At 64.3% G+C, this 23,245-nt stretch carries 22 protein-coding genes and 5 pseudogenes; 7 read left to right on the forward strand and 20 right to left on the reverse strand.

Translation table 11 applies throughout. The features are described 5' to 3' along the window. Nucleotides 1-269: 269 nt before the first annotated feature. The 3 genes and pseudogenes from ESD82_RS22270 to ESD82_RS16755 all read right to left on the reverse strand — a co-directional run. Nucleotides 270-449, reverse strand: a pseudogene (locus tag ESD82_RS22270) (IS110 family transposase); the annotation flags it as partial. 6 nt (nucleotides 450-455) lie between these two features. Continuing rightward, a pseudogene (locus ESD82_RS22275) lies at nucleotides 456-1,055 on the reverse strand (MsnO8 family LLM class oxidoreductase); the annotation flags it as partial. A gap of 117 nt (nucleotides 1,056-1,172) precedes the next feature. Further along, a complete protein-coding gene (locus ESD82_RS16755) occupies nucleotides 1,173-1,721 on the reverse strand; it encodes a cysteine hydrolase family protein (RefSeq protein ID WP_147427774.1) in 549 nt (182 codons plus the stop codon). A 105-nt stretch (nucleotides 1,722-1,826) separates the two neighbouring features. Here ESD82_RS16755 and ESD82_RS16760 point away from each other — a divergent pair, with 105 nt between their 5' ends. The 4 genes from ESD82_RS16760 (at nucleotide 1,827) to ESD82_RS16770 (ending at nucleotide 4,682) form a co-directional block, all read left to right on the forward strand. Then, a complete protein-coding gene (locus ESD82_RS16760) occupies nucleotides 1,827-2,804 on the forward strand; it encodes a GlxA family transcriptional regulator (protein ID WP_147427773.1) in 978 nt (325 codons plus the stop codon). A 226-nt stretch (nucleotides 2,805-3,030) separates the two neighbouring features. Beyond that, complete coding sequence (locus tag ESD82_RS16765) at nucleotides 3,031-3,957, forward strand: MBL fold metallo-hydrolase (protein WP_147427772.1); 927 nt, start codon at nucleotides 3,031-3,033, stop codon at nucleotides 3,955-3,957. A gap of 30 nt (nucleotides 3,958-3,987) precedes the next feature. Further along, the gene (locus tag ESD82_RS22695; protein WP_456152425.1) at nucleotides 3,988-4,179 is read left to right on the forward strand and encodes a hypothetical protein; all 192 of its coding nucleotides are present in this window, start codon (nucleotides 3,988-3,990) and stop codon (nucleotides 4,177-4,179) included. Further along, nucleotides 4,158-4,682, forward strand: coding sequence for a P-type ATPase (locus ESD82_RS16770; protein WP_456152426.1), 525 nt, complete (start codon nucleotides 4,158-4,160; stop codon nucleotides 4,680-4,682). Before ESD82_RS22695 ends, ESD82_RS16770 begins: the two co-directional genes overlap by 22 nt. A 106-nt stretch (nucleotides 4,683-4,788) precedes the next feature. On the opposite strand, the gene ehuA is transcribed toward ESD82_RS16770, so the two are convergent. From ehuA to ESD82_RS16790, 4 genes are all read right to left on the reverse strand, one after another. Continuing rightward, on the reverse strand, nucleotides 4,789-5,607 hold the full coding sequence (gene ehuA, locus ESD82_RS16775) for an ectoine/hydroxyectoine ABC transporter ATP-binding protein EhuA (RefSeq protein WP_028710977.1): 819 nt from the start codon (nucleotides 5,605-5,607) through the stop codon (nucleotides 4,789-4,791). After that, nucleotides 5,604-6,275: an ectoine/hydroxyectoine ABC transporter permease subunit EhuD gene (ehuD, locus tag ESD82_RS16780; protein ID WP_028710976.1), complete on the reverse strand. Its 672-nt coding sequence runs from the start codon at nucleotides 6,273-6,275 to the stop codon at nucleotides 5,604-5,606. The genes ehuA and ehuD overlap by 4 nt, the downstream gene beginning before the upstream one ends. 3 nt (nucleotides 6,276-6,278) lie before the next feature. Next, nucleotides 6,279-6,944: an ectoine/hydroxyectoine ABC transporter permease subunit EhuC gene (gene ehuC, locus ESD82_RS16785; RefSeq protein WP_147427771.1), complete on the reverse strand. Its 666-nt coding sequence runs from the start codon at nucleotides 6,942-6,944 to the stop codon at nucleotides 6,279-6,281. 97 nt (nucleotides 6,945-7,041) lie between these two features. Further along, on the reverse strand, nucleotides 7,042-7,872 hold the full coding sequence (locus ESD82_RS16790; RefSeq protein WP_197029496.1) for a transporter substrate-binding domain-containing protein: 831 nt from the start codon (nucleotides 7,870-7,872) through the stop codon (nucleotides 7,042-7,044). Between the two features lie 739 nt (nucleotides 7,873-8,611). On the opposite strand from ESD82_RS16790, the gene ESD82_RS16795 reads away from it, so the two are divergent. After that, complete coding sequence (locus ESD82_RS16795) at nucleotides 8,612-8,833, forward strand: hypothetical protein (protein WP_024846230.1); 222 nt, start codon at nucleotides 8,612-8,614, stop codon at nucleotides 8,831-8,833. 113 nt (nucleotides 8,834-8,946) lie between these two features. On the opposite strand, the gene ESD82_RS16800 is transcribed toward ESD82_RS16795, so the two are convergent. The 7 genes from ESD82_RS16800 to ESD82_RS16830 all read right to left on the reverse strand — a co-directional run bounded on the left by ESD82_RS16800 (nucleotide 8,947) and on the right by ESD82_RS16830 (nucleotide 16,853). Then, on the reverse strand, nucleotides 8,947-9,879 hold the full coding sequence (locus ESD82_RS16800; RefSeq protein WP_028713484.1) for an IS5-like element ISPpa8 family transposase: 933 nt from the start codon (nucleotides 9,877-9,879) through the stop codon (nucleotides 8,947-8,949). Nucleotides 9,880-9,953: 74 nt separating this feature from the next. Continuing rightward, nucleotides 9,954-10,391: a hypothetical protein gene (locus ESD82_RS16805; protein WP_024846097.1), complete on the reverse strand. Its 438-nt coding sequence runs from the start codon at nucleotides 10,389-10,391 to the stop codon at nucleotides 9,954-9,956. Between the two features lie 122 nt (nucleotides 10,392-10,513). Beyond that, nucleotides 10,514-10,651 (reverse strand): cytochrome bd-I oxidase subunit CydX, encoded by a 138-nt coding sequence (cydX, locus tag ESD82_RS16810; protein ID WP_074991410.1) that lies wholly within the window; start codon nucleotides 10,649-10,651, stop codon nucleotides 10,514-10,516. 14 nt (nucleotides 10,652-10,665) lie between these two features. Beyond that, the gene (gene cydB, locus ESD82_RS16815; protein ID WP_024846098.1) at nucleotides 10,666-11,829 is read right to left on the reverse strand and encodes a cytochrome d ubiquinol oxidase subunit II; all 1,164 of its coding nucleotides are present in this window, start codon (nucleotides 11,827-11,829) and stop codon (nucleotides 10,666-10,668) included. A 5-nt stretch (nucleotides 11,830-11,834) separates the two neighbouring features. Next, nucleotides 11,835-13,445, reverse strand: a complete 1,611-nt coding sequence (locus ESD82_RS16820) for a cytochrome ubiquinol oxidase subunit I (protein WP_024846099.1) — start codon at nucleotides 13,443-13,445, stop codon at nucleotides 11,835-11,837. Between the two features lie 124 nt (nucleotides 13,446-13,569). Continuing rightward, nucleotides 13,570-15,207 (reverse strand): thiol reductant ABC exporter subunit CydC, encoded by a 1,638-nt coding sequence (cydC, locus tag ESD82_RS16825; RefSeq protein ID WP_028710959.1) that lies wholly within the window; start codon nucleotides 15,205-15,207, stop codon nucleotides 13,570-13,572. Beyond that, a complete protein-coding gene (locus ESD82_RS16830) occupies nucleotides 15,204-16,853 on the reverse strand; it encodes an ABC transporter ATP-binding protein/permease (RefSeq protein WP_024846100.1) in 1,650 nt (549 codons plus the stop codon). The genes cydC and ESD82_RS16830 overlap by 4 nt, the downstream gene beginning before the upstream one ends. Before the next feature lie 144 nt (nucleotides 16,854-16,997). Here ESD82_RS16830 and ESD82_RS16835 point away from each other — a divergent pair, with 144 nt between their 5' ends. Beyond that, nucleotides 16,998-17,495, forward strand: a complete 498-nt coding sequence (locus ESD82_RS16835; protein WP_024846101.1) for an RrF2 family transcriptional regulator — start codon at nucleotides 16,998-17,000, stop codon at nucleotides 17,493-17,495. Nucleotides 17,496-17,762: 267 nt separating this feature from the next. Here the strand turns inward: ESD82_RS16835 and ESD82_RS22280 are convergent. After that, nucleotides 17,763-17,936 (reverse strand): annotated as a pseudogene (locus tag ESD82_RS22280) (type II toxin-antitoxin system RelE/ParE family toxin); the annotation flags it as partial. A gap of 62 nt (nucleotides 17,937-17,998) precedes the next feature. Between ESD82_RS22280 and ESD82_RS16845 the strand changes: the two are divergent. Beyond that, nucleotides 17,999-18,373 (forward strand): annotated as a pseudogene (locus tag ESD82_RS16845) (IS5-like element ISPpa8 family transposase); the annotation flags it as partial. 49 nt (nucleotides 18,374-18,422) lie between these two features. On the opposite strand, the gene ESD82_RS16850 reads toward ESD82_RS16845, so the two are convergent. The 5 genes and pseudogenes from ESD82_RS16850 to ESD82_RS16870 form a co-directional block, all read right to left on the reverse strand. Further along, on the reverse strand, nucleotides 18,423-18,632 hold the full coding sequence (locus ESD82_RS16850) for a phage head-tail joining protein (RefSeq protein WP_074991569.1): 210 nt from the start codon (nucleotides 18,630-18,632) through the stop codon (nucleotides 18,423-18,425). Nucleotides 18,633-18,634: 2 nt separating this feature from the next. Beyond that, the gene (locus ESD82_RS16855) at nucleotides 18,635-20,413 is read right to left on the reverse strand and encodes a phage terminase large subunit family protein (protein ID WP_244314535.1); all 1,779 of its coding nucleotides are present in this window, start codon (nucleotides 20,411-20,413) and stop codon (nucleotides 18,635-18,637) included. Nucleotides 20,414-20,433: 20 nt separating this feature from the next. Beyond that, a pseudogene (locus tag ESD82_RS16860) lies at nucleotides 20,434-21,224 on the reverse strand (IS3 family transposase); the annotation flags it as partial. A gap of 213 nt (nucleotides 21,225-21,437) precedes the next feature. Then, nucleotides 21,438-22,370, reverse strand: coding sequence for an IS5-like element ISPpa8 family transposase (locus tag ESD82_RS16865; protein ID WP_028713484.1), 933 nt, complete (start codon nucleotides 22,368-22,370; stop codon nucleotides 21,438-21,440). 550 nt (nucleotides 22,371-22,920) lie between these two features. Beyond that, nucleotides 22,921-23,148, reverse strand: coding sequence for a helix-turn-helix domain-containing protein (locus tag ESD82_RS16870; RefSeq protein WP_147427769.1), 228 nt, complete (start codon nucleotides 23,146-23,148; stop codon nucleotides 22,921-22,923). Nucleotides 23,149-23,245: the final 97 nt, after the last annotated feature.

Here is a 23,245-nt window from a genome sequence, read left to right on the forward strand (position 1 = left end):
CGCTCTCATTTGCAAGGAATTTCTGAACTTTAGGCATGTGATCGAGTGCGGACTCTTGTCAGGCCTGTTCACGCGGCCCGATAGATGCCGCTGGCCGAGATGGTGATGCGCGGACTGGGGCCAAATCTCCAACAGCGAGCTCGAAGCTCTGAGAAGGTTTCTGGTTTGCCCAACCCGGATCATGTCGATCATTTGCCCATGCAGTTCATGCCTTCCTCACAACTCTGCGGTCCGGTTTCGCGGTTTGCTGCCGGATCAAGCAGCGCTGGCGGATCGCGATAGCCTTCACCGCGCGTGAGCATCGCCCAGATGCCGCGCGCCATCTTATTGGCCAGCGCAAAGGCCGCGACCAACGGCGGCTTGCGTTCCAGCATGCGCTCAAGCCAAGGGTTTTGAGGTGCACCACGACGCAGGGCCCAGCGGACCACCGCCATCGCTCCGGTGACAAGCTGCGCGGAATAGCCCGATGAGCCCAGCAACCACACCGGCGGCCGCGGAGTCGAACGCGGCAGGTCGTTCTCGCTGTCCTGCCAGGGTCCGGGGACGGCGTTCACCCGGCCTCCATAAGGGCTGCCGGCGGGGAAGTCGGCATCGAGGAAGGCGAGAAGCTCCATGAGCTGGTTTGGGAAATCCTCGGCGCCGATCTGGCCGCGCCGCAGGGCCGCGGCCGTCGTCATGTCCGTTCCGGGCGCCCGGCCGATGCCGAGGCCCACGCGGCCCGGCGCCATCGCGGCCAGCAGCCCGAACTGTTCTGCCACGACCAATGGCGGGAAGTTCGGCAGCATCAGGCCGCCCGAGCCGAGCCGGATCCGCCTTGTCTCGCCCGCCAGACGGGCAAGCAGCATCGGCGGCGAGGAGGTGGTGACGCCCGGCATGGAATGATGCTCGGCCACCCAGTAGCGGGTAAAGCCCCGCCGATCGACCAGGCGCGCCAGTTCCACGCTGGCCGCCACCGCGTCGCGCGCGGTAACGCCTTGCCCGGCCATGACGAAGTCGAGGATCGAGATGGGCACGGGCGCATTGCCGGCGCGCGTGCCGATGATCTGGGAAATCACGTCTGCTACTCCGAAAATCTTTCGCCGTGCGCAGGGCTCACCATCTGCCGGGGAGTGTCCTCGCCCGGCAGATGGATTTCGGCGGTCGAGTCTCGCCGCCGTCTCTCGCAGAGACCTCTACTGGGCGGTGTAGGCGTCGGTGTCGGTGATGGTCGCATAGGCGAAGCCGAGCGCCGACATCATCGCGGCATGGACCGATGCTGCGGGCACGGTCACGCCCTCATGCTCGAGATCGCGCGTGGCGCAGGCGTCCTGAACCACGATCGTCCTGTAGCCGTAATCGCTCGCGGCGCGGGTGGTCGCGTCGATGCACATGTGGCTCATCGCACCGACGACCACGACGTCCTCGATGCCGTCGGCGTCCAGGATCTCCTTGAGTTCGGTCTTCAGGAAGGAGTTCGGGTGGTTCTTGACCACGACCGTCTCGCCCTCGCGGGGCGCCACGGCCGGGTTGATCTTGATGCCTTCGGAATCCGGCGTGAAGAACGGCGCGTCCTGTGTGGGGAAGATGTGCTGGACGTGGATCACGCGGTCGCCCTTTTCGCGGGCGGCCTCGATCACCCGGGCCGCATTCGCGGCGGCCTTGTCGATGCCGACGAGTTCATATTTACCGCCGGGGAAATAGTCGTTCTGCAGATCGACGACGACGATGGCGCGTTTGCTCATGGTCTGACCTTCCAGTTGTTCAGGGTTTCCATGACTGGACAAATAGTCATCGTCCCGATCTATGCCCATCGGCGATATCGACATAATCAGGGGGAAAAGTGACAGATGGCTGATGAGCAAGAGACCGAGGTCGGAATCCTGCTCTATCCGGGGGCGCAGATATCCGCGGTTCTCGCGATGACCGACCTCTTCATCGTCTCCAACCGGTTTTCGCCTCCGCGAGCCACGGCTGAGCCGAACCGGATCACCGTCAGCCACTGGGGCAGCGAGGGCGAGGGCAACCCGCCACATCGTGTCTACGATACCGGCTCATCGACGCGCGCTGGTCCTGATGTCCTGATCCTGCCGCCGAGCCTCGATTCCCCGGCAACGGCGGCGATCGCCGCGCCTTATCTCGACTGGCTGCGCGACCTCCATTCCGCCGGCAGCATTCTCGCCTCGATCTGCGCCGGCGCCTTCCTGTTGGGGGAAACAGGACTTCTGGACGGCCGGCCCGCGACGACACACTGGATCCTGGAGGATCAGTTCCGCTCGCGGTTCCCCGAGGTTCTTGTCGATGTGGACCGCCTGCTGATCGACGGGGGGCAGGTTCTGACGGCCGGCGGCGTGATGTCATGGACGGATCTGTGCCTGCGGCTGGTCGAGCGCCTGCGCGGGGCCGAGGTCATGACGCAGACCGCCAGATTCCTGCTGGTAGATCCGCCGGGGCGCGAGCAGCGCTACTACAGCATTTTCTCTCCGCGAATGGGGCATGGCGATGCCGCCGTGCTCGAGGTCCAGCGCTGGTTGCAGGAAACCGAAGCCAAAGACATTTCTCTGGAAACACTAGCGAATAGGGCGGGACTCGAGCGGCGCACCTTCCTGCGCCGATTCCGCAAGGCGACCGGCATGACGACCTCGGAATACGGGCAGCGGCTGCGCGTCAGCAAAGCTTGCGAGTTGCTCCAGTTCGGCTCTCTCGCGGTCGAACAGATCGCCTGGGAAACTGGCTATGGCGATCCGGGAGCCTTCCGCAAGATCTTCGCCAGGTTCATCGGGCTCACGCCAGGCGAGTATCGCCAACGCTTCGGCATCGCGTCCTGAACGACGCGGAAGCAGGCGGACTGTCACTCTCGCCCCTGACTATGTCGCTTCCGGCAGTGGCCGCGGGATCGCGAGACGGCTATGGTTTCAAGCGGACCGATGGTGCTGCGCGACGTCCCTGCACAGGCTTGCCAAGCGGAAGCGGAGCCCTCGGGCCTGCTGTCATTAAAAGCTGTCGGTCAGTGGAGGCAGGAAACATGGGAACTCTGGCTTCGGAGGCTCGGGCATGACAATGGAACTCATCTATTCGGTCACTTTCAAACGCCGCAGTTTCCTGCAGTTTCTGGGCGCCTCGGCCCTCGCGGCGGGCATGGTCCACCCACGCCGGGCAATGCCGCAGGAAAGCCCGGCGCCCCAGATGTGCAACGACGGCTATCTGGTGCTTGACCCAGGCTTCTTTTTCCCTGACGCGCCACCTGACGCGTTGGCAGCCGAGTTAGGAACCGCCGATCTTGCGACGCCTATCCTGATGCCCTGCACTGTTCCGCTCCTGCGTCATGGCGATCAGACCATTCTCTTTGACACCGGCGCGGGGCCTGCGTTTATGGAAACAGCCGGCAGTCTTTCCGCTTCGCTTGAAAGCGCGGGTGTTCCGACCGACCAGATCACCGACATTATCTTCACCCATTGCCATCCAGACCACCTGTGGGGCGTGACAGACGACTTCGACGAACTCGCCTTCCCGAACGCGCATTATCATCTGGCGCAGAAGGAATACGATTTCTGGACCAGTGCCGATGCGATGGGAGCGATGCCCGAGAACCTGCATAACTTCGTCGCAGGCGCGCAGACCCGGTTGCCGCGCATCGCCGAACGGACAAGCTTCTTCGAAGACGGGGCCGAACCCCTGCCGGGAATCGAAGCGATCGCAACGCCGGGCCACACGCCCGGGCATTGCAGTTTCCTGCTGCATCTGGGCGATGATCCTCTGCTGTTGACCGGCGACGTGTTTTCGGATCCGCTGACAGTCCGCTACCCGGACTGGAGCTGGGGGACCGACCAGGACCCCGCCACCGCATCCGCGACGCGACGGCGAATGATCGACCGTATCGTGGGGGACCAGATGCGGGTCGCGGTCTATCACATGCCGCCGCCCGGCTTCGGTCGGATCGAGATGGGGGCGGACGGTGCCCACTGGGTACAGGAAGGTTGACCGATCACGGCCGCAACGAACGCGCTGGTGATGCTCGGCCACTATCTGGAAGCCAAGGCCAAGGGCCGGACCTCCGAGGCGAACAAGCGACTGGTCGGGCTGCAGCCGAAGGGCGAGCGTGATGGCCGGACGGTCGAAGTGCCGCTGTCTGAGGTCCGCCCCGGCGACATCGTTCAGGTCCGGCCCGGCCCGGCGACAGGGTGCCCACCGATGGCGGGGTAGTCGACGGCTCGTCCTATGTCGACGAGTCGATGATCACCGGTAAGCCGGTGGCGGTCGCCAAGGAGGCCGGATCGGAAGTCGTCGACGGCACGATCAACAAGACCGGGGCCTTCTCGTTCCGGGCGACCAGGGTCGGTGCGGAGACCGTGCTGGCGCAGATCATCCGCATGGTCGAAGAGACGCAGGGCTCGAAGTTGCCGATCCAGGCGCTGGTGGACAAGGTGACGGAGGGGTTCGTGCCGGCCGTGATGGCGGTTGCCGCGCTCACCTTCCCTATCTGGCTGTTCTTCGGACCCGAGCCCGCGCTCACCTTTGCGCTGATCAACGCGGTGGCCATGCTGATCATCGCATGTCCCTGCACAATGGATCTGTCCGTTTGCGCACAGACATTCATCAAACCCGCAAGGGGACTCTGCGCAAACGGACAGGTTCTCAGGCGAGATGCACAGCGCCGACTATGCCCCCGCTGCGGATTCCGACATCACCGGCCCGGTGGGCCATGACCCGAGGAAAGAGGTGGCGACCAAGCCACAATCATGATGTCCTCGTCGAGGAAGCGACTGTAATGCTGGGCGATGTCCGACTGAGCCAGGTAGGGGATTTATTGTTTCAGTTCGCCTGCAGCACCGCGCTCAGGAACTGCTGGGTGCGCTCTTTTTCGGGAGTCTCGAAGATCGTCGCCGGCGCGCCTTGTTCCTCGATACTGCCCCCGTAGAAGAAACAGACCCGGTCCGAAATCTCGCGCGCGAAACCCATCTGGTGGGTGACCATCAGCATCGTCAGGCTGTGCTGGTCCACCAGCGAACGGATGACGTTGGTGACCTCGCCGATCATCTCTGGGTCAAGCGCTGACGTCACCTCGTCGAACAGCATCACCGAGGGGCGCATGGCCAGCGCCCGGGCGATCGCTACGCGCTGCTGCTGTCCGCCCGACAGGCGCGAAGGGTGCTGATCGGATTTTTCGGACATGCCCACCATGCCTAGCAACTCGAGAGCCCGCTCGCGCGCCTCGTCCTTCGGCAGGCCCAGAACCTGCACCGGACCCTCCATGCAGTTTTCCAGCGCGGTCATGTGGGGAAACAGGTTGAAATGCTGGAAGCACATACCGATCTTCGCGCGCATCCGGCGCAGGTGCCGCTGGTTGGCGCGCACCAGCTTGCCGCCTTTTTCCATATGGGTCAGCGGCTCGCCGTCCACATAGATCACGCCGCCGTCGATCGTTTCCAGCGTCATCAGCGAGCGCAGGACGGTGGTCTTGCCCGACCCCGACGGCCCGATGATCGTGACCATCTCGCCCGGCGCCACGTCGAGATCAAGGCGGTCCAGCACCGTCAGGTCGCCATATTTCTTGGTCACGTTGCGGAAGCTGACCATGGGGATGTTGTCGCCTTCCAGCTTCAGCGGATAGCGGCCCGTGTCGTCATTCATTTCGTCAGTCCCAGTCTGCGACGGAGCGAGATCTCCATTTGCCTTACCAGCCAGGCGGTCGGCAGCGAGATGGCAAGGAAGATCAGCCCGACTATAGTGTAAGGTTCCAGGTACCGGTAATGCTCGGCACCTACTGCGTTGGCCGTGTGCATCAACTCGCCCACGCCGATCACCGACAGCATCGGCGTGTCCTTGAAGATGCCGACAAGATAGTTGCCCAGCCCCGCCCATGCCGTAGGCAGTGCCTGCGGGATGACGATGCGGCGGTAGGTCTTGAGGGTCGACATATTAAGGGCCTTGGCGGCCTCCCACTGGCCTTTGGGCACGCTTTCAATGCCGCCGCGATAGACCTCGGAAAGATAGGCGGCATAATGCAGGCCGATGGCGGCCAGGCCGGCCGTCCAGGGCGACAGGTTCAGCCCGAACTGCGGCCCGACATAATAGACAAAGAAGACCTGCAGCAGAAGCGGCGTGGAGCGGACGAACTCGACCACCTCGCGCGTCGCCACGGTGAGCACGCGCCAAGGCGTGCGCTGCGCCAGCGCGAATATCAGCCCCAGCACCAGAGCGACTGCATAGCCGCCCCCGGCTGCCAGGAGCGTTTTGCCCGTCGCCCCGATCAGGCGCGGAAGAATTTCGAAGGTAAATTCCCATCTCCATTCGAACATGACTCAGGCCCTTCCTATTCTGCGGGCCATCACCCGTTCCAGCCACCGCATCAGCGGCGTGACGACGAAACGCGCGAAGATATAGTAGATCACCAACGCGGTTCCGAATGCCTGGGCGGAGAGATAGGTGTTGTTGTTGATCTGCCGCGTCTCGAACATCAGATCCGGAACCGAGATCAGCGCGACCAGCGCCGTGCCCTTCAGTATCTCGACGATCAGATTGCCCCAAGGCGGCAGCATGATGACCAGCGCCTGGGGCAGGATGATGCGCCACATCCGCTGCGCGGGCGACATGTTCAACGCCAGCGCCGCCTCCCACTGGCCTCGGGGGACCGACTGGATTGCGCCTCGGACCAGCTCGGCTCCGTAGGCGCCATAACAGAGACCCACCGCGAGGAAACCGGCGACGAACTTCTCGAGGCTGACCCCGAGCAGCGGTAGGACGAAGAAGAACCAGTAGAGCTGCACCAGAAGCGAGGTGCCACGGAATATCTCGATATAGACGGTGGCGACGGCCTGTAGTGGCTTCAGCTGCGCCAGTTTGATCAGGCCGGAAATTATCGCGGCGGCGACTGCGACCAGTGCCGCCAGGACGAACTGTAGAAGCGTGATCAGGGAGCCGTCGATCAGCCGGTCGCTGTAGTTGCCGAGGAATTCTAGATAGGACATCGGCCCTCGTGGCGTCGTGTTGCGTCCTCATGCGGACGAAAAAACCGGACGGCGCATATTTCGCCGTCCGGGTCGATTGGGCGAGCTGCGCGCCCGCTCAGTCGGCCTTGCAGGCCTCTTCCGTGGTCTGCCCTGTGGGCAGGTAGGCCGCGATGTAGTCGTCGGGCGTGACGGTCTCCATCATCTGCTCGCTGCCCAGGTATTCCTTCAGCGCTTCGTTGAACTTCTCGCGGAATTCGTCGTCATCGGGGTGGAAGCCAACGCCGACGACCTGCTTTTCGCGGCCGACGAACTTGGTCGGATCGGACATTTCGAACCCATCGAACGAATCCGCTCCATGTTTCGCTTCCAGCACGTTCGTTGCCGAGGCGGCCACGCGTCCGGCCCGCAGGGCCGCCAGCGCCTCTGTCGGGCCGGGCACTTCCATGATGTTACGTTCCGGAACGCCCGCGGCCTTGGCGTCACCCAGCGTGTTATAGCCTGAGGGCGCCACCATCTTCAGATCCTTGTCGATCAGATCCTGATAGGTCTCGATGTTCTCGGGGTTGCCCGCGGGGACGACGAAGGCATCGCCAAAGGCCCCGATCGGTTCGGAGAAATCCATGTTCTCGCAACGCGCCTTGAGGATGTACATGCCACCGGTGACGATATCGACACGCCCGGCCCTGAGGCTGGGGATCAGTCCCGACCAGTCGGTCAGCACCGGTTCAATATCGGTGTATCCCATGTTCTTCAGAACATCGATGGTGATCCCGTTGACGAAGCCCTTTGGCGAGCCGTCATCGCCCTGATAGGCCCAGGGCGGCGCAGCCGCGAAGCCAAGCCGGATAGATTCGCCGGCCTCGATACGGTCTTCGAGGGGGCCAGCGGCGATCGCTCCGGCGGCCAGAGTCCCGAGCATCATCGTCGCTGCGGTGATCCTGCACATGCGCCTGACTGATTGCATCTCTTTCCCTTTCTGGTTCGTTCGACAATCGATATCGACACGTACGAACCAACCCGGAACGAAAAGCATCATCGACTGTGTGGTTGGCCTTAAGCATGAAATATATGCCCGCCGGTCGCAACCCGGAATCCCGGATGGTGCTGTCGCGGTCGCCAAGGGCGCGCCCGGGATGGCGATACATATCCTTGAAAACAAGCTGTTATGCACACCCTCGCGTGGTTGTGCCCGGTTCACCAAAAGGCACGATACGGCGACCTGTGCCATCCTCGTCGCACAGCGACTCCCCCGCCGCACCTTGCTATCGTGAACCTTTGAACCGGATGAGCTTGGCCTGCGGCTGGGGCGTCTGGTGCTTCCCTCGAGTCATTTACTCGGACGGCTCTTGACCTGCGTCCGCAGATCCGGCGAGGCAGGCTTGGTCCGTACGACCACGAAGGATGGTCACGACTGCGCTCCCGCGCTCACCCCAACCATCGCGCCATCGCCCCGACATAGCCCTACTTGATCATCGGACATCAGCTTCTCCGTTCGTTTCAGAAAAACTAATGCTTTCAATAAGACGCGCGGAGTCTCCGTTTCCACGCCTCTCCACGCCTCCGCGCCGCTCCGCAGTCGGTCCTAGCTTGCTCACACACAACCTCGCCTTGCAGCGTATCGCCCCGCTGCTGTGGATGCGGGCGGGGGCGGAGAGCCGCCGCATCGCCGACCTGCCGGCCACCGGGTGGGAGGTTGCCGATGCCTATACGGCCTGCTGGTCGATCTGGACCACGCCAGCGCCTTTTGCGACGCGGTCGCCGCCCAGGCCGGGCTGCGCATCGCCTATATCGTCACCGACGATGATCGCCGCTTTCAGGCGGTGGCCCGGTCCCTGCCGGACAGCGTCGAGCCCGTGCGGTTCTACGAATCCTACCTCTCCAATTTCCGCTTTTCGATGGGCCGCTGAACCTGCTGACCGGCATTTGCCCTTGCGGCAACTGCGGCGGGGCCATGACGCTGCGCACCGACTCTGTTGCACAAATTGACTGACGGTCAGAGTTCCCCTTTCCCCCGACGGAGTCATCCCACGGCTTGAGTTTCGGGTATGCCGAGTGCGGTGAAGCCGTTCAGGACGGCGACACGGATCTGGAACTCCGCGACCTGGCGGTCGAAGTCCCGCGCCATGAGGCGCTGACCCAGCAGTTTCACACAGTGCATCTTCGTTTCGACGCGGCTTCGGCGGTGATAGCCGCTCCATCGTCGCCAGATCGTCCTACCGAAGCGCTTCGATGCGCGCAGGGCTTCGTTCCGTGCGATTGCTCCGGCAGAGTCGGGCTTCCATGGCTTGGCGTTTTTGCGGGGTGGAATGATTGCAGCGGCACCCCGGGCGGCGATGGCGTCATGGCATTTGCGCGTGTCGAAGGCGCCATCAGCGGTGACGCTGGCGATCTCTTGATCAGGCGGAATCTGGTCGAGCAATTCGGGCAGCATGGGCGCATCGCCCACATCGCTGGTCGTGAACTCCGCCGCCCTAATTTCCAGCGTTTGCTCGTCAATTCCGATGTGGATCTTGCGCCAGACGCGGCGTTTGGTGCCGCCGTGCTTGCGCGCGTTCCACTCCCCTTCGCCCTCGACCTTGATCCCGGTGCTGTCGATCAAGAGGTGCAGCGGCCCTTGTGATCCGCGAAACGGGATGTTGACCTTCAGGGTCTTCTGGCGGCGGCTGAGGGTGCTGAAGTTCGGCACAGCCCAGTTCAGGTCGATCAGTCGAAGCAAGCTCTCGACGAACCCAGTCGTCTGCCGCAGCGCCATCCCGAACAACACCTTCATCGTCAGGCAGGTTTGGATGGCTGCGTCACTGTAGTCGGGCTGTCGCCCCCGTTTGCCGGTCGGCGCAGCCTCCCAGATCATGGAGGGATCAAACCAGATCGTCAGCGAGCCGCGGCGCTTGAGCGCTTCGTTATATGTGGGCCAGTTCCTGGTCTTGTATGCGGGGGGTGTGGGTCTGCTCATGCCCTCCAGCTACCATACTGGATTCACAAGATGAATCCCTCACAGGATTTGTGCAACAGAGCCCTTTGGGACGATCAGAAGCTCATGACCGTGGTATTCGGCGCCACGATGGCCGCGCCCATCGCATCGGGGGCGGCGGCGGTGACGCCGTCCATCAGGATGCTGGCATCCGCGCCCTTGCCGGGCAGATAGATCGCGCAGACCTGCACCTTCAGGCCGTTCTTTTCGATCATCGTCTTCAGCAGGCCCTGCGGGCTTGCCCCCTTGGGCGGCTGGCCTTCGGTGGCGCTTGCGGGCGCCTCTTTCAGCGCGATATCCCCGGCCGGACCGCACAGCAGCACCTCGGCCTCGGCCCCGGCCCCGATGGCGTTCATCGTCAACACCATCGCCATCAGCTGGGTCTGGGGTTCGGGCGCGGTCAGGATCGTCAAGAGCTTGTTCGGCCCTTCGGCCTGGGCGGCACCGGCAAGGCCCAAGCCCGCGATCAGTGTGGCAGCGGCGAGTTTACGCATGGAAATCTCCTGTCTTGCGTGTTGGGAAACCGGACGAAAGGCGGATCGCACCTGCCTTTCGCAATCATAAATGCGTGGCGGCAACGGGACGCTGTCGCCGCCACGCGGGGCCTGCGGGGGATTTACCGCAGGGTTCGACGGCTGTCGGGATCTGACCCGCCAAGCATCTTTTCGTCTTCCTTCAGCTCAAGCCACATCGCGTTCATCACGGCGAAGATGGCGGCCAGCGGCAGGCCGAGGATCCAGGCGAAATACCACATGGGCGGTTCCTTCCTCAGTAGACAGAGTGGGAGTTTTCCGAGACATCGGCCTCGGTCACCTTACCCCACAGGACTTTGTAGACCCAGGCGGTGTAGGCCAGGATCATCGGCATGAAGATCACCGCGCAGACCAGCATGATGAACAGCGTCAGATGCGAGGACGAGCTGTTCCAGACCGTCAGCGACGACCGCGGGTCCAGCGACGAGGGCATGATGAAGGGAAACATCGTCAGCCCGACCGAGGAAATCACCCCCAGGATCGCCATCTTGGAAAACAGCAGCGTCGAAACCTCGCGCCCTGCGCGCAGGCCGGCGAAGGTCAAAAGCCCCCCGGCAATCCCCATGACCGGCGCAATCGCGATCCAGGGGCGGTCGGCATAGGCCGTCAGCCAGCTGGCCGTGCGCTCGACCTCAAAATGCAGCGGGTTCGACGGGCCGCCGGTGGCATAATCGCCCACGATGCGGAACCCCTCGACGCCCAGCGCCATCCAAACCCCGGCCAGCGCGTAGAACGCCACCGCCAGCAGCGCCGCAACCGAACCGATGGCGCGCGCGCGGGCCTGCACCACGCCTTCGGTCTTGACCGTCAGCCAGGCTGCGCCATGCATCACCAGCATCGCCAGCGACACCAGCCCCGCCAGGATCGAGAACGGGTCCAGCAGGCCGATGAACTTGGCATACCAGGCGCCCTCATAGATCGTGTGCAGATCGTCGGTGAAATAGAACGGCACGCCCTGGATCACATTGCCGACCGCCACCCCGAACAGCAGCGCCGGCACCGCGCCCGAGGTGAACAGCGCCCAATCCCAGGCATTGCGCCAGCGCGGATCATCGCGCTTGGAGCGGTATTTGAACGCGACGGGGCGCACGATGAAGGCCGCCAGCACCACGAACATCGCCAGATAGAAGCCCGAGAAGGACACCGCATAAAGCGGCGGCCAGGCGGCAAAGATCGCGCCACCGCCCAGGATGAACCAGACCTGGTTGCCTTCCCACACGGGGCCGACGGTGTTGATCGCGACGCGCCGTTCCACATCGGTCCGGCCCACAAAGGGGATCAGCGCGCCCACCCCCATGTCAAAGCCGTCGGTCAGCGCAAAGCCGATCAGCAGCACCCCCAGCAGCAGCCACCAGATGACGCGAAGCAGCTCATAGCTCATGAATTCATGCAAGATCATGTCGGTCACTCCGCAGGTTGGGCGATGGCATCGGCATTGCGCCGCCCCGAGAGCCGCGCCTGATGACGCGCCACCCAGGCTTCGGTTTCCTCGACATCCTGATAGGGGCCCTTGCGGATGAATTTCAGCATCAGCCCCATCTCTATGATGAAGAGCACGGTGTAGAACAGGATGAAGCCCGCCAGCGTCAGCGCCACCTCGGTCACCGACAAAGCCGAAACCGACAGCGCAGTGGGCAGGATGCCGTCCACCGTCCAGGGCTGGCGGCCGAATTCGGCCACGAACCACCCCATCTCGGCCGCGATCCAAGGCGCGGGGATCATGATCACCGCCATGCGCAGCGCCCAGCGCGGATAGCGCATCTGCCGGAACGAGGCGCGCCAGAAGAAATAGCCCATCGTCGCGATGAACCCAAAACCCAGCGCCACCATGATCCGGAACGCCCAGAACAGCGGCCAGACCGTCGGCACCGTATCATCGGCGGCCATCTTGATCTGCTCTTCGGTCGCGGTTCGCGGATCATCGACATATTTGCGCAACAGGAAGGCAAAGCCCAGATCGGCGGAATGTTCCTCGAACCGGGCAAGTTCGACCGGGTCGGACTGGTCGCGCGCCTCACGGATGTGCATCAGGGCGTCATAGGCGATCATGCCGGACCGGATGCGGTCCTCGGCTGTGGCCACCAGTTCGCTGATCCCGGGAATTTCGGTGGTCAGCGACCGGGTGCCGATCAGGCCCATGACATAGGGCACATGCAGCGCGTAATGGGTTTCGCGCGCCTCTTGATCGGGGAAGCCGAAAGCGGTGAAGCTGGCCGGCGCGGGTTCGGTGTGCCACATGCCCTCAATCGCGGCCAGTTTCATCTTCTGGCTGTGGGTCGCCGAATAACCCGATTCATCGCCCAGCAGCACGACCGAAAAGGCCGAGGCCAAGCCAAAGGCCGCCGCCACCGTGATCGACCGGCGCGCCAGTTCGCTGTGACGACCCTTCAGTAGATACCAAGCCGACACCCCGATCACAAAGACCGACGCGGTCACATAACCCGCCGAGACGGTATGCACGAATTTCGCCTGCGCCACCTCATTGAAGACGACGGCGAAGAAATCGGTCATCTCCATGCGCATGGTCATGGGGTTGAATTCGGCGCCCACCGGGTTTTGCATCCAGCCATTGGCGATCAGGATCCACAGCGCCGAAAAGTTCGACCCGATCGCCACCAGCCAGGCAACCACAAGGTGCTGCACCTTGGTCAGCTTGGCCCAGCCAAAGAAGAACAGGCCCACGAAGGTGGCTTCCAGGAAGAAGGCCATCAGCCCTTCGATCGCCAGCGGCGCGCCGAAGATGTCGCCGACATAATGGCTGTAATAGCTCCAGTTCATGCCGAACTGGAATTCCATGGTGATGCCAGTGGCCACGCCCAGGACAAAGTTGATCCCGAACAGCGTGCCCCAGAATTTGGTCATCTGTCGCCAGATCGGCCGGTTGGTCATGACGTAGACCGTCTCCATGATCGCCACGAGGATCGACAGACCCAGGGTCAGCGGCACGAAGAGGAAGTGGTACATCGCTGTCATCGCGAATTGCAGGCGCGACAGCTCGACGATGCCGAAATCCATATCTTACGCTCCAGAATACACGGGCGGCGCCCATGTCGTGAACAGATTACGATTTCGGAATGTAAGCCCGCCGCCGAGGTCTGGCTTTGATCTGCGTCAATAAAGCTGCATTTGCGCCACAAGTTTAAAGCGCAAGGCGGCGGTCCGCGAAATCCACCTCGGCCCGGCGGTGCGAGGCCAGGACCAGCGCGGCATCGGGCAGGGTCCGCCGCACACCGGCCAGAACCGCCCGCGCGGTCGCATCATCCAGCCCCTCGGTCGGCTCATCCAGCAGCAGGACAGCCGGGCGGCGCACCAGCACCCGCGCCAGCGCCAAGCGCCGCCGCTCCCCGCCCGAAAGCCCCTGCCCCCGCGGGCCAATGCGCAGGTCCAGCCCGCCGCGCGGGCGCAGCAGGGGCGCCAACTGCACCGCCTCCAGCACGGCCCAAAGGTCGTCATCGCTGGCCTCGGGGCCCGCAAGGCGCAGGTTTTCGGCCACCGATCCAGTCAGCAGTTCGGATCGTTGCGGCAACAGCGCGAGACTGGCGCGCAAGGCCACCTCGGACCATTGGTCCAGCGGGCGATCGCCCAGGGTGATCGCGCCGCCCGCCAGCGGGTGCAGCCCGGCCAGCGCCAGAAGCAGCGTCGATTTGCCGACCCCGCTTGGCCCGGTCAGTGCCAGGGTTTCACCGGGGCCGACGGCCAGGCTGACCCCGGCCAGAATCGGCGCCGTGCTGTCCGGGCGCGTCACGGCGCAATCGGTGCAGATCAGCCGCGCCGTGGCGCGTTCGGGCGACGTGGGCGGCGGCACCGGATCGGCCAGCGCCGGGGCAATGCGGCGGGCCGCATCGGTCATGCGCCCCAGATCGGACAGCGCCCGGCGCAGCGGCGCGGCAGCCTCAAACAACGCCAGCGCCGTGAAAAAGCCGATCGCGGCCGCGGCGGGTGTGATCCGTCCCGCCTCGGCGAGCCGCAGCCCGATCCACAGCGCCCCGCCCGAAACAAGCGCTGACACCGCCATCAGCGCGGCGCCCGCACGCCGGTCGGCCCGGTCCAGCACCCGGCGCAGCGGCAACCGGCGGGTTTCGGCCGCCAGCGTCTGGGCCTGCTGGCGCGGCAACAGGCCATAGATCGCCAGATCGTCGCGCGCCTGCACAAGGTCGATCAGCCGGCTGCGGAAGGCCTGGGTGGCGGCCTCGATCCGGCGTGACGGGGCCGGGGCCTGCCGGCCCATGTGCCACAAAACCGCCCCCGCACCAACCAGCCAGCCCAGCAGCATCCAGGCCGCCACCGCCAGATCAACCAGCCACCACAGCACCGCAAAGCTGATCAGCAGCGCAAGCGCCCCCGCCGCCACCGGTAACACCAGCCGCAGCACCAAACCGTCCAGCGCATCGACATCCGCCGTCAGCCGGTTCAGCACCTGCGCCCCGCGCAGCCGGATCATCCGGTCCAGCGGCGCGCGCAAAACCCCGCGCAACAACCCCAGCCGCAGGCTTTCCAGCCCGCGCAAAACCGCGTCATGGGTCAGCAGCCGTTCGCCATAGCGCGCCGCCGTCCGCCCCAGCGCCAGAAAGCGCACCATGGCCGAGGGGCGGAAGACGTCAAAGACCGCCCCCGCCCCGGCCAGCCCCGCCGCCGCCGCCGCGGTGATGAACCAGCCCGACAAGCCCAGCAGCGCCACCCCCATCAGCAGAACCACCAGCGACAGCGCCGCCCCGCGCGCCAACGCCGGGCGCTGTTCGCGCGCGATCAGGCGCAGGATGCGGACCAGATATTTCATGCGCGCCCCCCGATCCGGATGATCCGGTCCATCCGCTGCGCCAGGTCCATATCGTGGGTTGCGATCACCAGCGTGACGCCCCGCGCCCGCGCCGCCAGCAGCCCCTCGGCAACCGCATCTGCGGTCTGGGCATCCAGATCCGCCGTCGGCTCATCGGCCAGGATAACGTCGGGCGCACCGAACAGCGCGCGCGCCAGCGTCATGCGGCGCGCCTCGCCCCCCGACAGACCGCCTCCTGTTTCGCCCAGGATCGTACCCAACCCGCGCGGAAGCCGGTCCACCACCGCCTGCGCCGCCGCGGCCTTCATCGCCGCCCCGATGTCACCCGCGCGCCCCAGCGTGACATTGCCCCGCAGCGAGGTGTTCAGAAAACTCGCCCGCTGCGGCATCCAGCCGATCCGCGCGCGCCAGACATCGGCCAGATCAGGGGTCAGATCCTGCCCCGCGACGCGCACCCGGCCCTTCGCGGGCAGATCCAGCGCCGCCATCAGCCGCAGCGCCGAGGTCTTGCCCGCCCCCGAAGGCCCGACCAGCGCCACCGCCTCGCCCGCGGCGATGGCCATGTCTGGCAGCCGCAGGCCGTGGCCCGTCACGCAGCCCGTCAGCGCGATGGTCGCAGGCCCGCCCAGCGGCGGAACGCGCGCGCCCTGCCCCGGCAATGCCGCCCCATCCTGATTGCGCCAATCGGCCAGCTCATCCGCCACCGCCTCGGCCGCGGCCTTGTCATGCCAGGCGGCGGCCAGATCGCGCAGCGGCTGATAGAAGTCCGGCGCCAGCAGCAGCAGAAAGATGCCTGCAGCCGGCGACAGCGGCACGCCCCAAGTGCCAAAGGACAGCTCGCCCAACAGCGAAAAGCCGACGAACACCGCCATCATCGCCACACCGATCGCGGCAAACAGTTCCAGCACGGTTGACGACAGAAAGGCCAGCCGCAGCACCGCCATCGTGCGCGCCCGCAGATCGCCCGCCTGCGCGGCAAAGCCCGCCTCGACCGCATGCGACGCCCCCAGCAGACGGATATCCAGCAGCGCCCCCAGCCGGTCGACCAGCAGGTCGTTCAGGCTGCCGATCTCGGCCATCTGGCGGGCGCTGGCCTCTTTCGCTGCAAGGCCCACCAGCGCCATGAAGACCGGGATCAGCGGACCCGAGATCAGGAGGATCAGCCCCGCCGCCCAGGAAAACCAGAAGGCCAGCGCCAAGATGACCAGTGGCACCACCATGACCCGCGCCCGTGCGGGGGCATAGCGGACCAGCCAAGGGGTCAGCGCCTCAAGCTTTTCCGCCGCAAGTGCGGCCACGGCCCCCGCACCCACGCCCGCCCCCTGTTGGCTGCGGCATGCCTCTTGATCCACGATCCCCGCGCGCAGGCCCGAAATCACGGTTTCCGCCAGCCCCTGCGCCTTCCGGTCGGCCAGCAGGCCGATCCCGGCGCGCACAAGACCCAACGCCACATAGCCCGCAACCATCAGCGCCGGATCGGCCAGTGCCCCGCCGACCGCCCCGCTGACCGCCGCGCCGATCGCCCCGGCAACCAAAGCCGCCTGCACCGGCCAGATCAGATTGCCCGCCACCGACAGCGCCGCAAGCCAGCGCATCGGGGCACGGACAGGCACGATCAGCCGGTCAAGGTTATGTGTCTTGGCCATTGTCCCTGGCGTCCCCGGCGATAAACCCATCTTTCAGATGCAAGTTATATCCCAAAGCGCCGCCGCGATCTGATCCAGATCATGTTCTGCCGGCACGAAATGTAACATCAACGTAAAAACCACCCCCTGGATAAGACTTTTGCCATGCGCCTGACCACCCGCACGAACCTTGCCACCCGCGTTCTGATGTTCTGCGCGGTCAATGACGGACAGATCGTGCGCACCGCCGAAATCGCGCAACGCTGCAACGCCTCGGCCAACCATCTGTTGCAGGTGGTGCATTTGTTGCAGGAAAACGGCTTCGTCGAAACCCTGCGCGGTCGGTCGGGCGGGTTGCGGCTGGCCCAACCGATGGAACGGATTTCCATCGGCCGGGTGTTCCGCATCTTTGAAAGCGGCATGCCCTTTGCCGAATGTTTCGACCCGCAGTCTAACACCTGCCCGCTGTCCGAAACCTGCCGCCTGCGCGGGTTTATCGCCCGCGCGGTCGAGGCGTTCTATCACGAACTGGACATGGTGACGCTGAAGGATCTGGTGAAGGGCAATTGCGGGCTTGAAACATTGCTCGACCTGCGGTCCACGCTCCAGACCCGCTGCAAGACGCGCGATGGCAGTGCACCCACCGCGCTGGCGCATTGCTAACCGCAGCGGCCGGGATGGTCGCGCCGCAGGCCATGCGATCTTTGCTGACCTCCCTCATGATCGGAATGCGCTGGCTCAGCGCCTGCGCGATGCCAGGTTCTGGTTCCGGCGCGCCCTGCCCGCCTAGCTGCTAGCCTATCACACCGCGGTCGCCAAGGGCCGGAGGGAATGGCTCTAGTTCCTTACCCTTCCCCGTGCCAGTGTCCGCCCCGGCGTGATGGTTGCGAAACGCTGCGCAAATCTGACGCCCATTTGAAAACCAACTCGTCAGCCCGAACCGAAGTCATCCCGAAAGCGGTCAATTTGGTGCATGCTTTCATGCAGGATGGTCACGATACCGATATCGCCATTCGAGAGATTATGCCGCCAATAGACGAAATGGTGCTCATAGCGAAAGAAGAGCCCGTTGAGGCCGAACTCGGCCGGGATGGGTTTTGATAGGCTCTGTTGCACAAATCCTGTGAGGGATTCATCTTGTGAATCCAGTATGGTAGCTGGAGGGCATGAGCAGACCCACACCCCCCGCATACAAGACCAGGAACTGGCCCACATATAACGAAGCGCTCAAGCGCCGCGGCTCGCTGACGATCTGGTTTGATCCCTCCATGATCTGGGAGGCTGCGCCGACCGGCAAACGGGGGCGACAGCCCGACTACAGTGACGCAGCCATCCAAACCTGCCTGACGATGAAGGTGTTGTTCGGGATGGCGCTGCGGCAGACGACTGGGTTCGTCGAGAGCTTGCTTCGACTGATCGACCTGAACTGGGCTGTGCCGAACTTCAGCACCCTCAGCCGCCGCCAGAAGACTCTGAAGGTCAACATCCCGTTTCGCGGATCACAAGGGCCGCTGCACCTCTTGATCGACAGCACCGGGATCATGCGTGGCGCAACCGTGGCGATGGCGTGGTCAAACCAGTTGGCGGACATCAGCGATCACCGCGCGAGAAGCCCGCCAGCCCGGCGACCGGCAATGGCCGTATCGTACCCGCGATAGCGCGTTCGATGGTCCGGATGCGGGCCAGCAGATCCTCGGCAGAGCCGTAGTCCACGGACTTGCCGTCATAGCTGACCCGGGTCGTGCCGCTGGCATAGGAACGGCGCAGCGCCGAGAGCTCAGTTTCCGTCCAGTCCGTCATGTTCAGAACCATCCCTCCCGCCGCCCGAGCCAGTCGGAGCGGCGCTTGCCCTGCGGGGCCTGTCCCTGCCTGTTGATCTGCCCGGCGGGATCGGTGTCGGTGGGGGCCGCCCCGAGTTGATCCTCGAGGTCGCGCCATTTCGCCTCAGACCAACGGTCCGCGCCCGCGATCCAGGCGGCGGCGCGGGCATAGACCCGGCAGTCCAGCGCCTCGTTACGTTCGCGCAGCTTCTGCCATTCGAGCCGGGCGAAGCCGCGCTTCGTGCGCACCGTCACCAGCTGTTCGGCCACGAACTGCTTCAGCCATTCGTTCTCGACCCAGTGCGGCAGGTGCACCGAGCCGGGCGGGAATGCCGCTCCGTCGGCCATCTCCTCCTCGGTCGGCCGCGCCAACCGCAGGAAGCGGTAGGTCTCGGCCTTGAAGGTCGAGACCGCCACGGTCCAGAGCCGCGCTCCGCGTCGCAGGCGTTTCCCGCCCTCGGTCGCGTCGACGAAGGTCGGGCCCGACACCGGGCTCGAGCGGTAGAACCCCTCCACACCCTTGACCGGCGATACCTGCCCAAAGCCGTGCGCCCGCGACCAAGAATAGACCGCCGGGGCCTCGTAGCCGGTGTCGATGGCGAGCCGCGCGATCCGCAGATGCGCGCCGCGTTCGTGCGGCCAGCTTCGATCCAGAAGCGCGGTCAGCTCCGACCACGCGTCGTGCCGATCCGGCCCACCCTCGATCACGACATGATCGACGAGCCAGGACTCAAGTCCACGACCCCAGGCCCAGACATCGACCTCGATCCGGTCCTTCTGCACGTCGGCCCCGGCGGTCAGGAACAGCCCGCCCGCAGGCACCGTGCCGGTCGTCCAGCGCTCGCGCCGGTCGTAGAGCCGCTGCCAGTCCGGCGCTTCCCCGGTCTCGACCCACGTCTCGCCGAGGATCGTGTTGCGGAACGCCTTGATTGCCTCGTCCGACCCCTGAGCCGCGTCCCATGCCCGCACGATCCGCTCCCAGCTCAGCCAGCCGATCGGCGAATAGAGCGCCGACAGGTGATATCCGACCGTGGTCGGATCGGCGGCCGTGGCGGTCGCCCGCCATTCGCCACCCTCCAGCATCGCCGTCTTGTGGTGCTCCGCGATGGGCGTCTCGCAGCCCTCGCAGTGATATTCCGCCGTCTCCGGGCGGCCCTTCTGCCAGCGCAGCCGGTCGAACTTCAGCCACTGCATCGCGCCGCAATGCGGGCACGGCACGAAGTACCGCCGCTGGTCGCTGGCCTCGAACTCCCGCTCGATGCGCGACAGCCCTCGGATGGTGGGCGTCGAGACCAGCAGCACCTTCCGCCGATGGGCGAAGGTCAGCGACCGCGCCTCGGCCAGCGTGACGGGATCGCCTTCCTCGTCGGCGGAGGCCGGATAGGCATCGACCTCGTCGAGGAAGATGTAGCGCGCCGGGGTAGACCGCAGGCCGACCGCCGAGTTGGCCCCGGTCATGATCAGGATGCCACCCGCGAACTCCTTCGACAGCATGGTGTTGCCCGCGTCCCGCGAGCGCGCCGGTTTGACCCGCTCCCGCAGCTCGGGGCTCTCGTCGATCAACGGGTCGATCCGCTGCCGCGAGTTGCGTTTCGCCAGTTCCACCGTCGGCTGGACCGCCAGCACCGGACCCGGCGCCTGGTGGATCGCGAACCCGAACCAGTTGTTGCCGGCCTCGGTCGCGCCGACCTGCGCGGCCTTCATGAACACGATCCGCTGCGTGGGATCGCCCGGCGACAGGCGGTCCATGATCTCGCGCATGTAGGGCGTGCGCACCGTGCGATACCGCCCGGGTTCGGCCGAGGCTCGGCCCGAAACTCCCGTGCCACCCTTCGGCCTGAAATCGACGTGTCGGGGATTGCCGCCAAACATTCCCGGGTCACGTCATCGACGATGTTCAGCACCCGGAATCTTCGCCCGCAATCGAACTGGTCATGGACGAAATCCAGCGACCAGCGTGCATTGGGCTGCGCCTCGACCAGGATCGGCGCCCGTGTCCCGATAGCTTTGCGCCGAGCCTTCCGTTTGCGCACCGTCAACCCTTCCTCGCGATACAAACGGTAGACCCGATTGATCCCGGAAGGCTCCCCCTCGCGTCGCAACAGGATGAAGAGTCGCCGATAGCCGAACCGACGGCGCTCATTGGCGAGCTCTCGCAGCCGCCCACGCAATTCCGTGTCGGGCCGGCGTTGTGACTGATAGCGGATCATCTTCCGATCCGCACCGGCGATGAGGCAGGCCCGTCGTTCCGACAGGCCGTGCTCAGCCTGCAGATATGCGACGGCTTCGCGCTTCACGGCGGGCCCTACCACTTTTTTGAAACCAGGTCCTTCATTGCCGCCAGGTCGAGCATCTGTTCGGCCAGCAGCTTCTTCAGCTTCGCGTTCTCGTCCTCGAGCGCCTTTAGCCGCTTCGCCTCCGACACGGTCATGCCGCCGAACTTGGCCTTCCAGTTGTAAAAGGTGCCTTCCGACATGCCGTGCTTGCGGCACAGATCGGCACACTTCGCACCGGCCTCATGCTCGGCCAGGATGCTGATGATCTGCTCGTCCGTAAATCGCGTTCGCTTCATTGTCCGTCCTCAAGTTGGGCCGGACTCTAATCGCATCTGGAGGAAAAATCCCGGGGCAGGTCAACGTCAACCGGGTGATCATTTGCTGCCTCTCACAGCGGGTAACGGCTGCGAACGAAACCCGATCCATGCTACCGGTCAAATTCTCTGGGTACTGTGGACTCTGTTGCACAAATTGACTGACGGTCAGAGTTCCCCTTTCCCCCGACGGAGTCATCCCACGGCTTGAGTTTCGGGTATGCCGAGTGCGGTGAAGCCGTTCAGGACGGCGACACGGATCTGGAACTCCGCGACCTGGCGGTCGAAGTCCCGCGCCATGAGGCGCTGACCCAGCAGTTTCACACAGTGCATCTTCGTTTCGACGCGGCTTCGGCGGTGATAGCCGCTCCATCGTCGCCAGATCGTCCTACCGAAGCGCTTCGATGCGCGCAGGGCTTCGTTCCGTGCGATTGCTCCGGCAGAGTCGGGCTTCCATGGCTTGGCGTTTTTGCGGGGTGGAATGATTGCAGCGGCACCCCGGGCGGCGATGGCGTCATGGCATTTGCGCGTGTCGAAGGCGCCATCAGCGGTGACGCTGGCGATCTCTTGATCAGGCGGAATCTGGTCGAGCAATTCGGGCAGCATGGGCGCATCGCCCACATCGCTGGTCGTGAACTCCGCCGCCCTAATTTCCAGCGTTTGCTCGTCAATTCCGATGTGGATCTTGCGCCAGACGCGGCGTTTGGTGCCGCCGTGCTTGCGCGCGTTCCACTCCCCTTCGCCCTCGACCTTGATCCCGGTGCTGTCGATCAAGAGGTGCAGCGGCCCTTGTGATCCGCGAAACGGGATGTTGACCTTCAGAGTCTTCTGGCGGCGGCTGAGGGTGCTGAAGTTCGGCACAGCCCAGTTCAGGTCGATCAGTCGAAGCAAGCTCTCGACGAACCCAGTCGTCTGCCGCAGCGCCATCCCGAACAACACCTTCATCGTCAGGCAGGTTTGGATGGCTGCGTCACTGTAGTCGGGCTGTCGCCCCCGTTTGCCGGTCGGCGCAGCCTCCCAGATCATGGAGGGATCAAACCAGATCGTCAGCGAGCCGCGGCGCTTGAGCGCTTCGTTATATGTGGGCCAGTTCCTGGTCTTGTATGCGGGGGGTGTGGGTCTGCTCATGCCCTCCAGCTACCATACTGGATTCACAAGATGAATCCCTCACAGGATTTGTGCAACAGAGCCCTCCGCTGCGTCCATGTTGCCGCGCAGTTTGTCAGCAGCAGCCCAAAGAGGTGCTTCAAACGCCCGAGAATTGGATTTTTCCGGCTCAGACACAGCTTTCCTTGGCCGCCCACGAGCCATCAAATATTCTCCATCATATCACATCCCGAACCGAGACTCATCCAGCAGGGCAAAGCCTCCTACTCTCGCCACTCAACGTTGAGGCGAATCCAGAGCAAGATCATACAGTCTCGAATACCATCTTTCCCGTTTTTGTCTAGACGCCGCGCCCGGTCGCCGTCCTCGCTCTCGAGCTTGTCCGCCATCCAAAGCAGCGCGCTACAGGGAATAGCGCTCGAACCGCAAAGCCGGATCCGCACACTTTCACAGTGGATCGAAGGCAAAGGGACAGCCGTCTGCGGCGCCTTGCACGAGTGATTTCTATCCTGACTTCACTGCGGTAGCGACGCCGCGCTTCCGTCAGACGGTTTTTCGCCCTTGCCACCGACTACTCGACCTTCAGCAATGTCCAACTCTCGACTCCTAAACCTTGTGCCACCCTGTACAGGTTGTCGATAGAGATGTTCTGCTCTGACCGCTCGACCGCGCTGAGATAGGTCCGGTTCAACCCGCATTCATGCGCCAGGTACTCCTGCGACCAGCCGCGCTCGGCCCGCAGCCTACGCATGTTGCGCGCCACGATGTCTCGCAGAGGGCTTCTGGGGGTCGTCTTCATGCACAATGCTATTGTGCACCGACGCTTTTAACTCTACCTGTTTTAACATTCATTCGACATCAAGGAGCCCGTCATGCCCCAACAATGTCCGCATTGC

Origin of the sequence: Paracoccus pantotrophus (assembly GCF_008824185.1) — a bacterium.
GTDB lineage: Bacteria > Pseudomonadota > Alphaproteobacteria > Rhodobacterales > Rhodobacteraceae > Paracoccus > Paracoccus pantotrophus.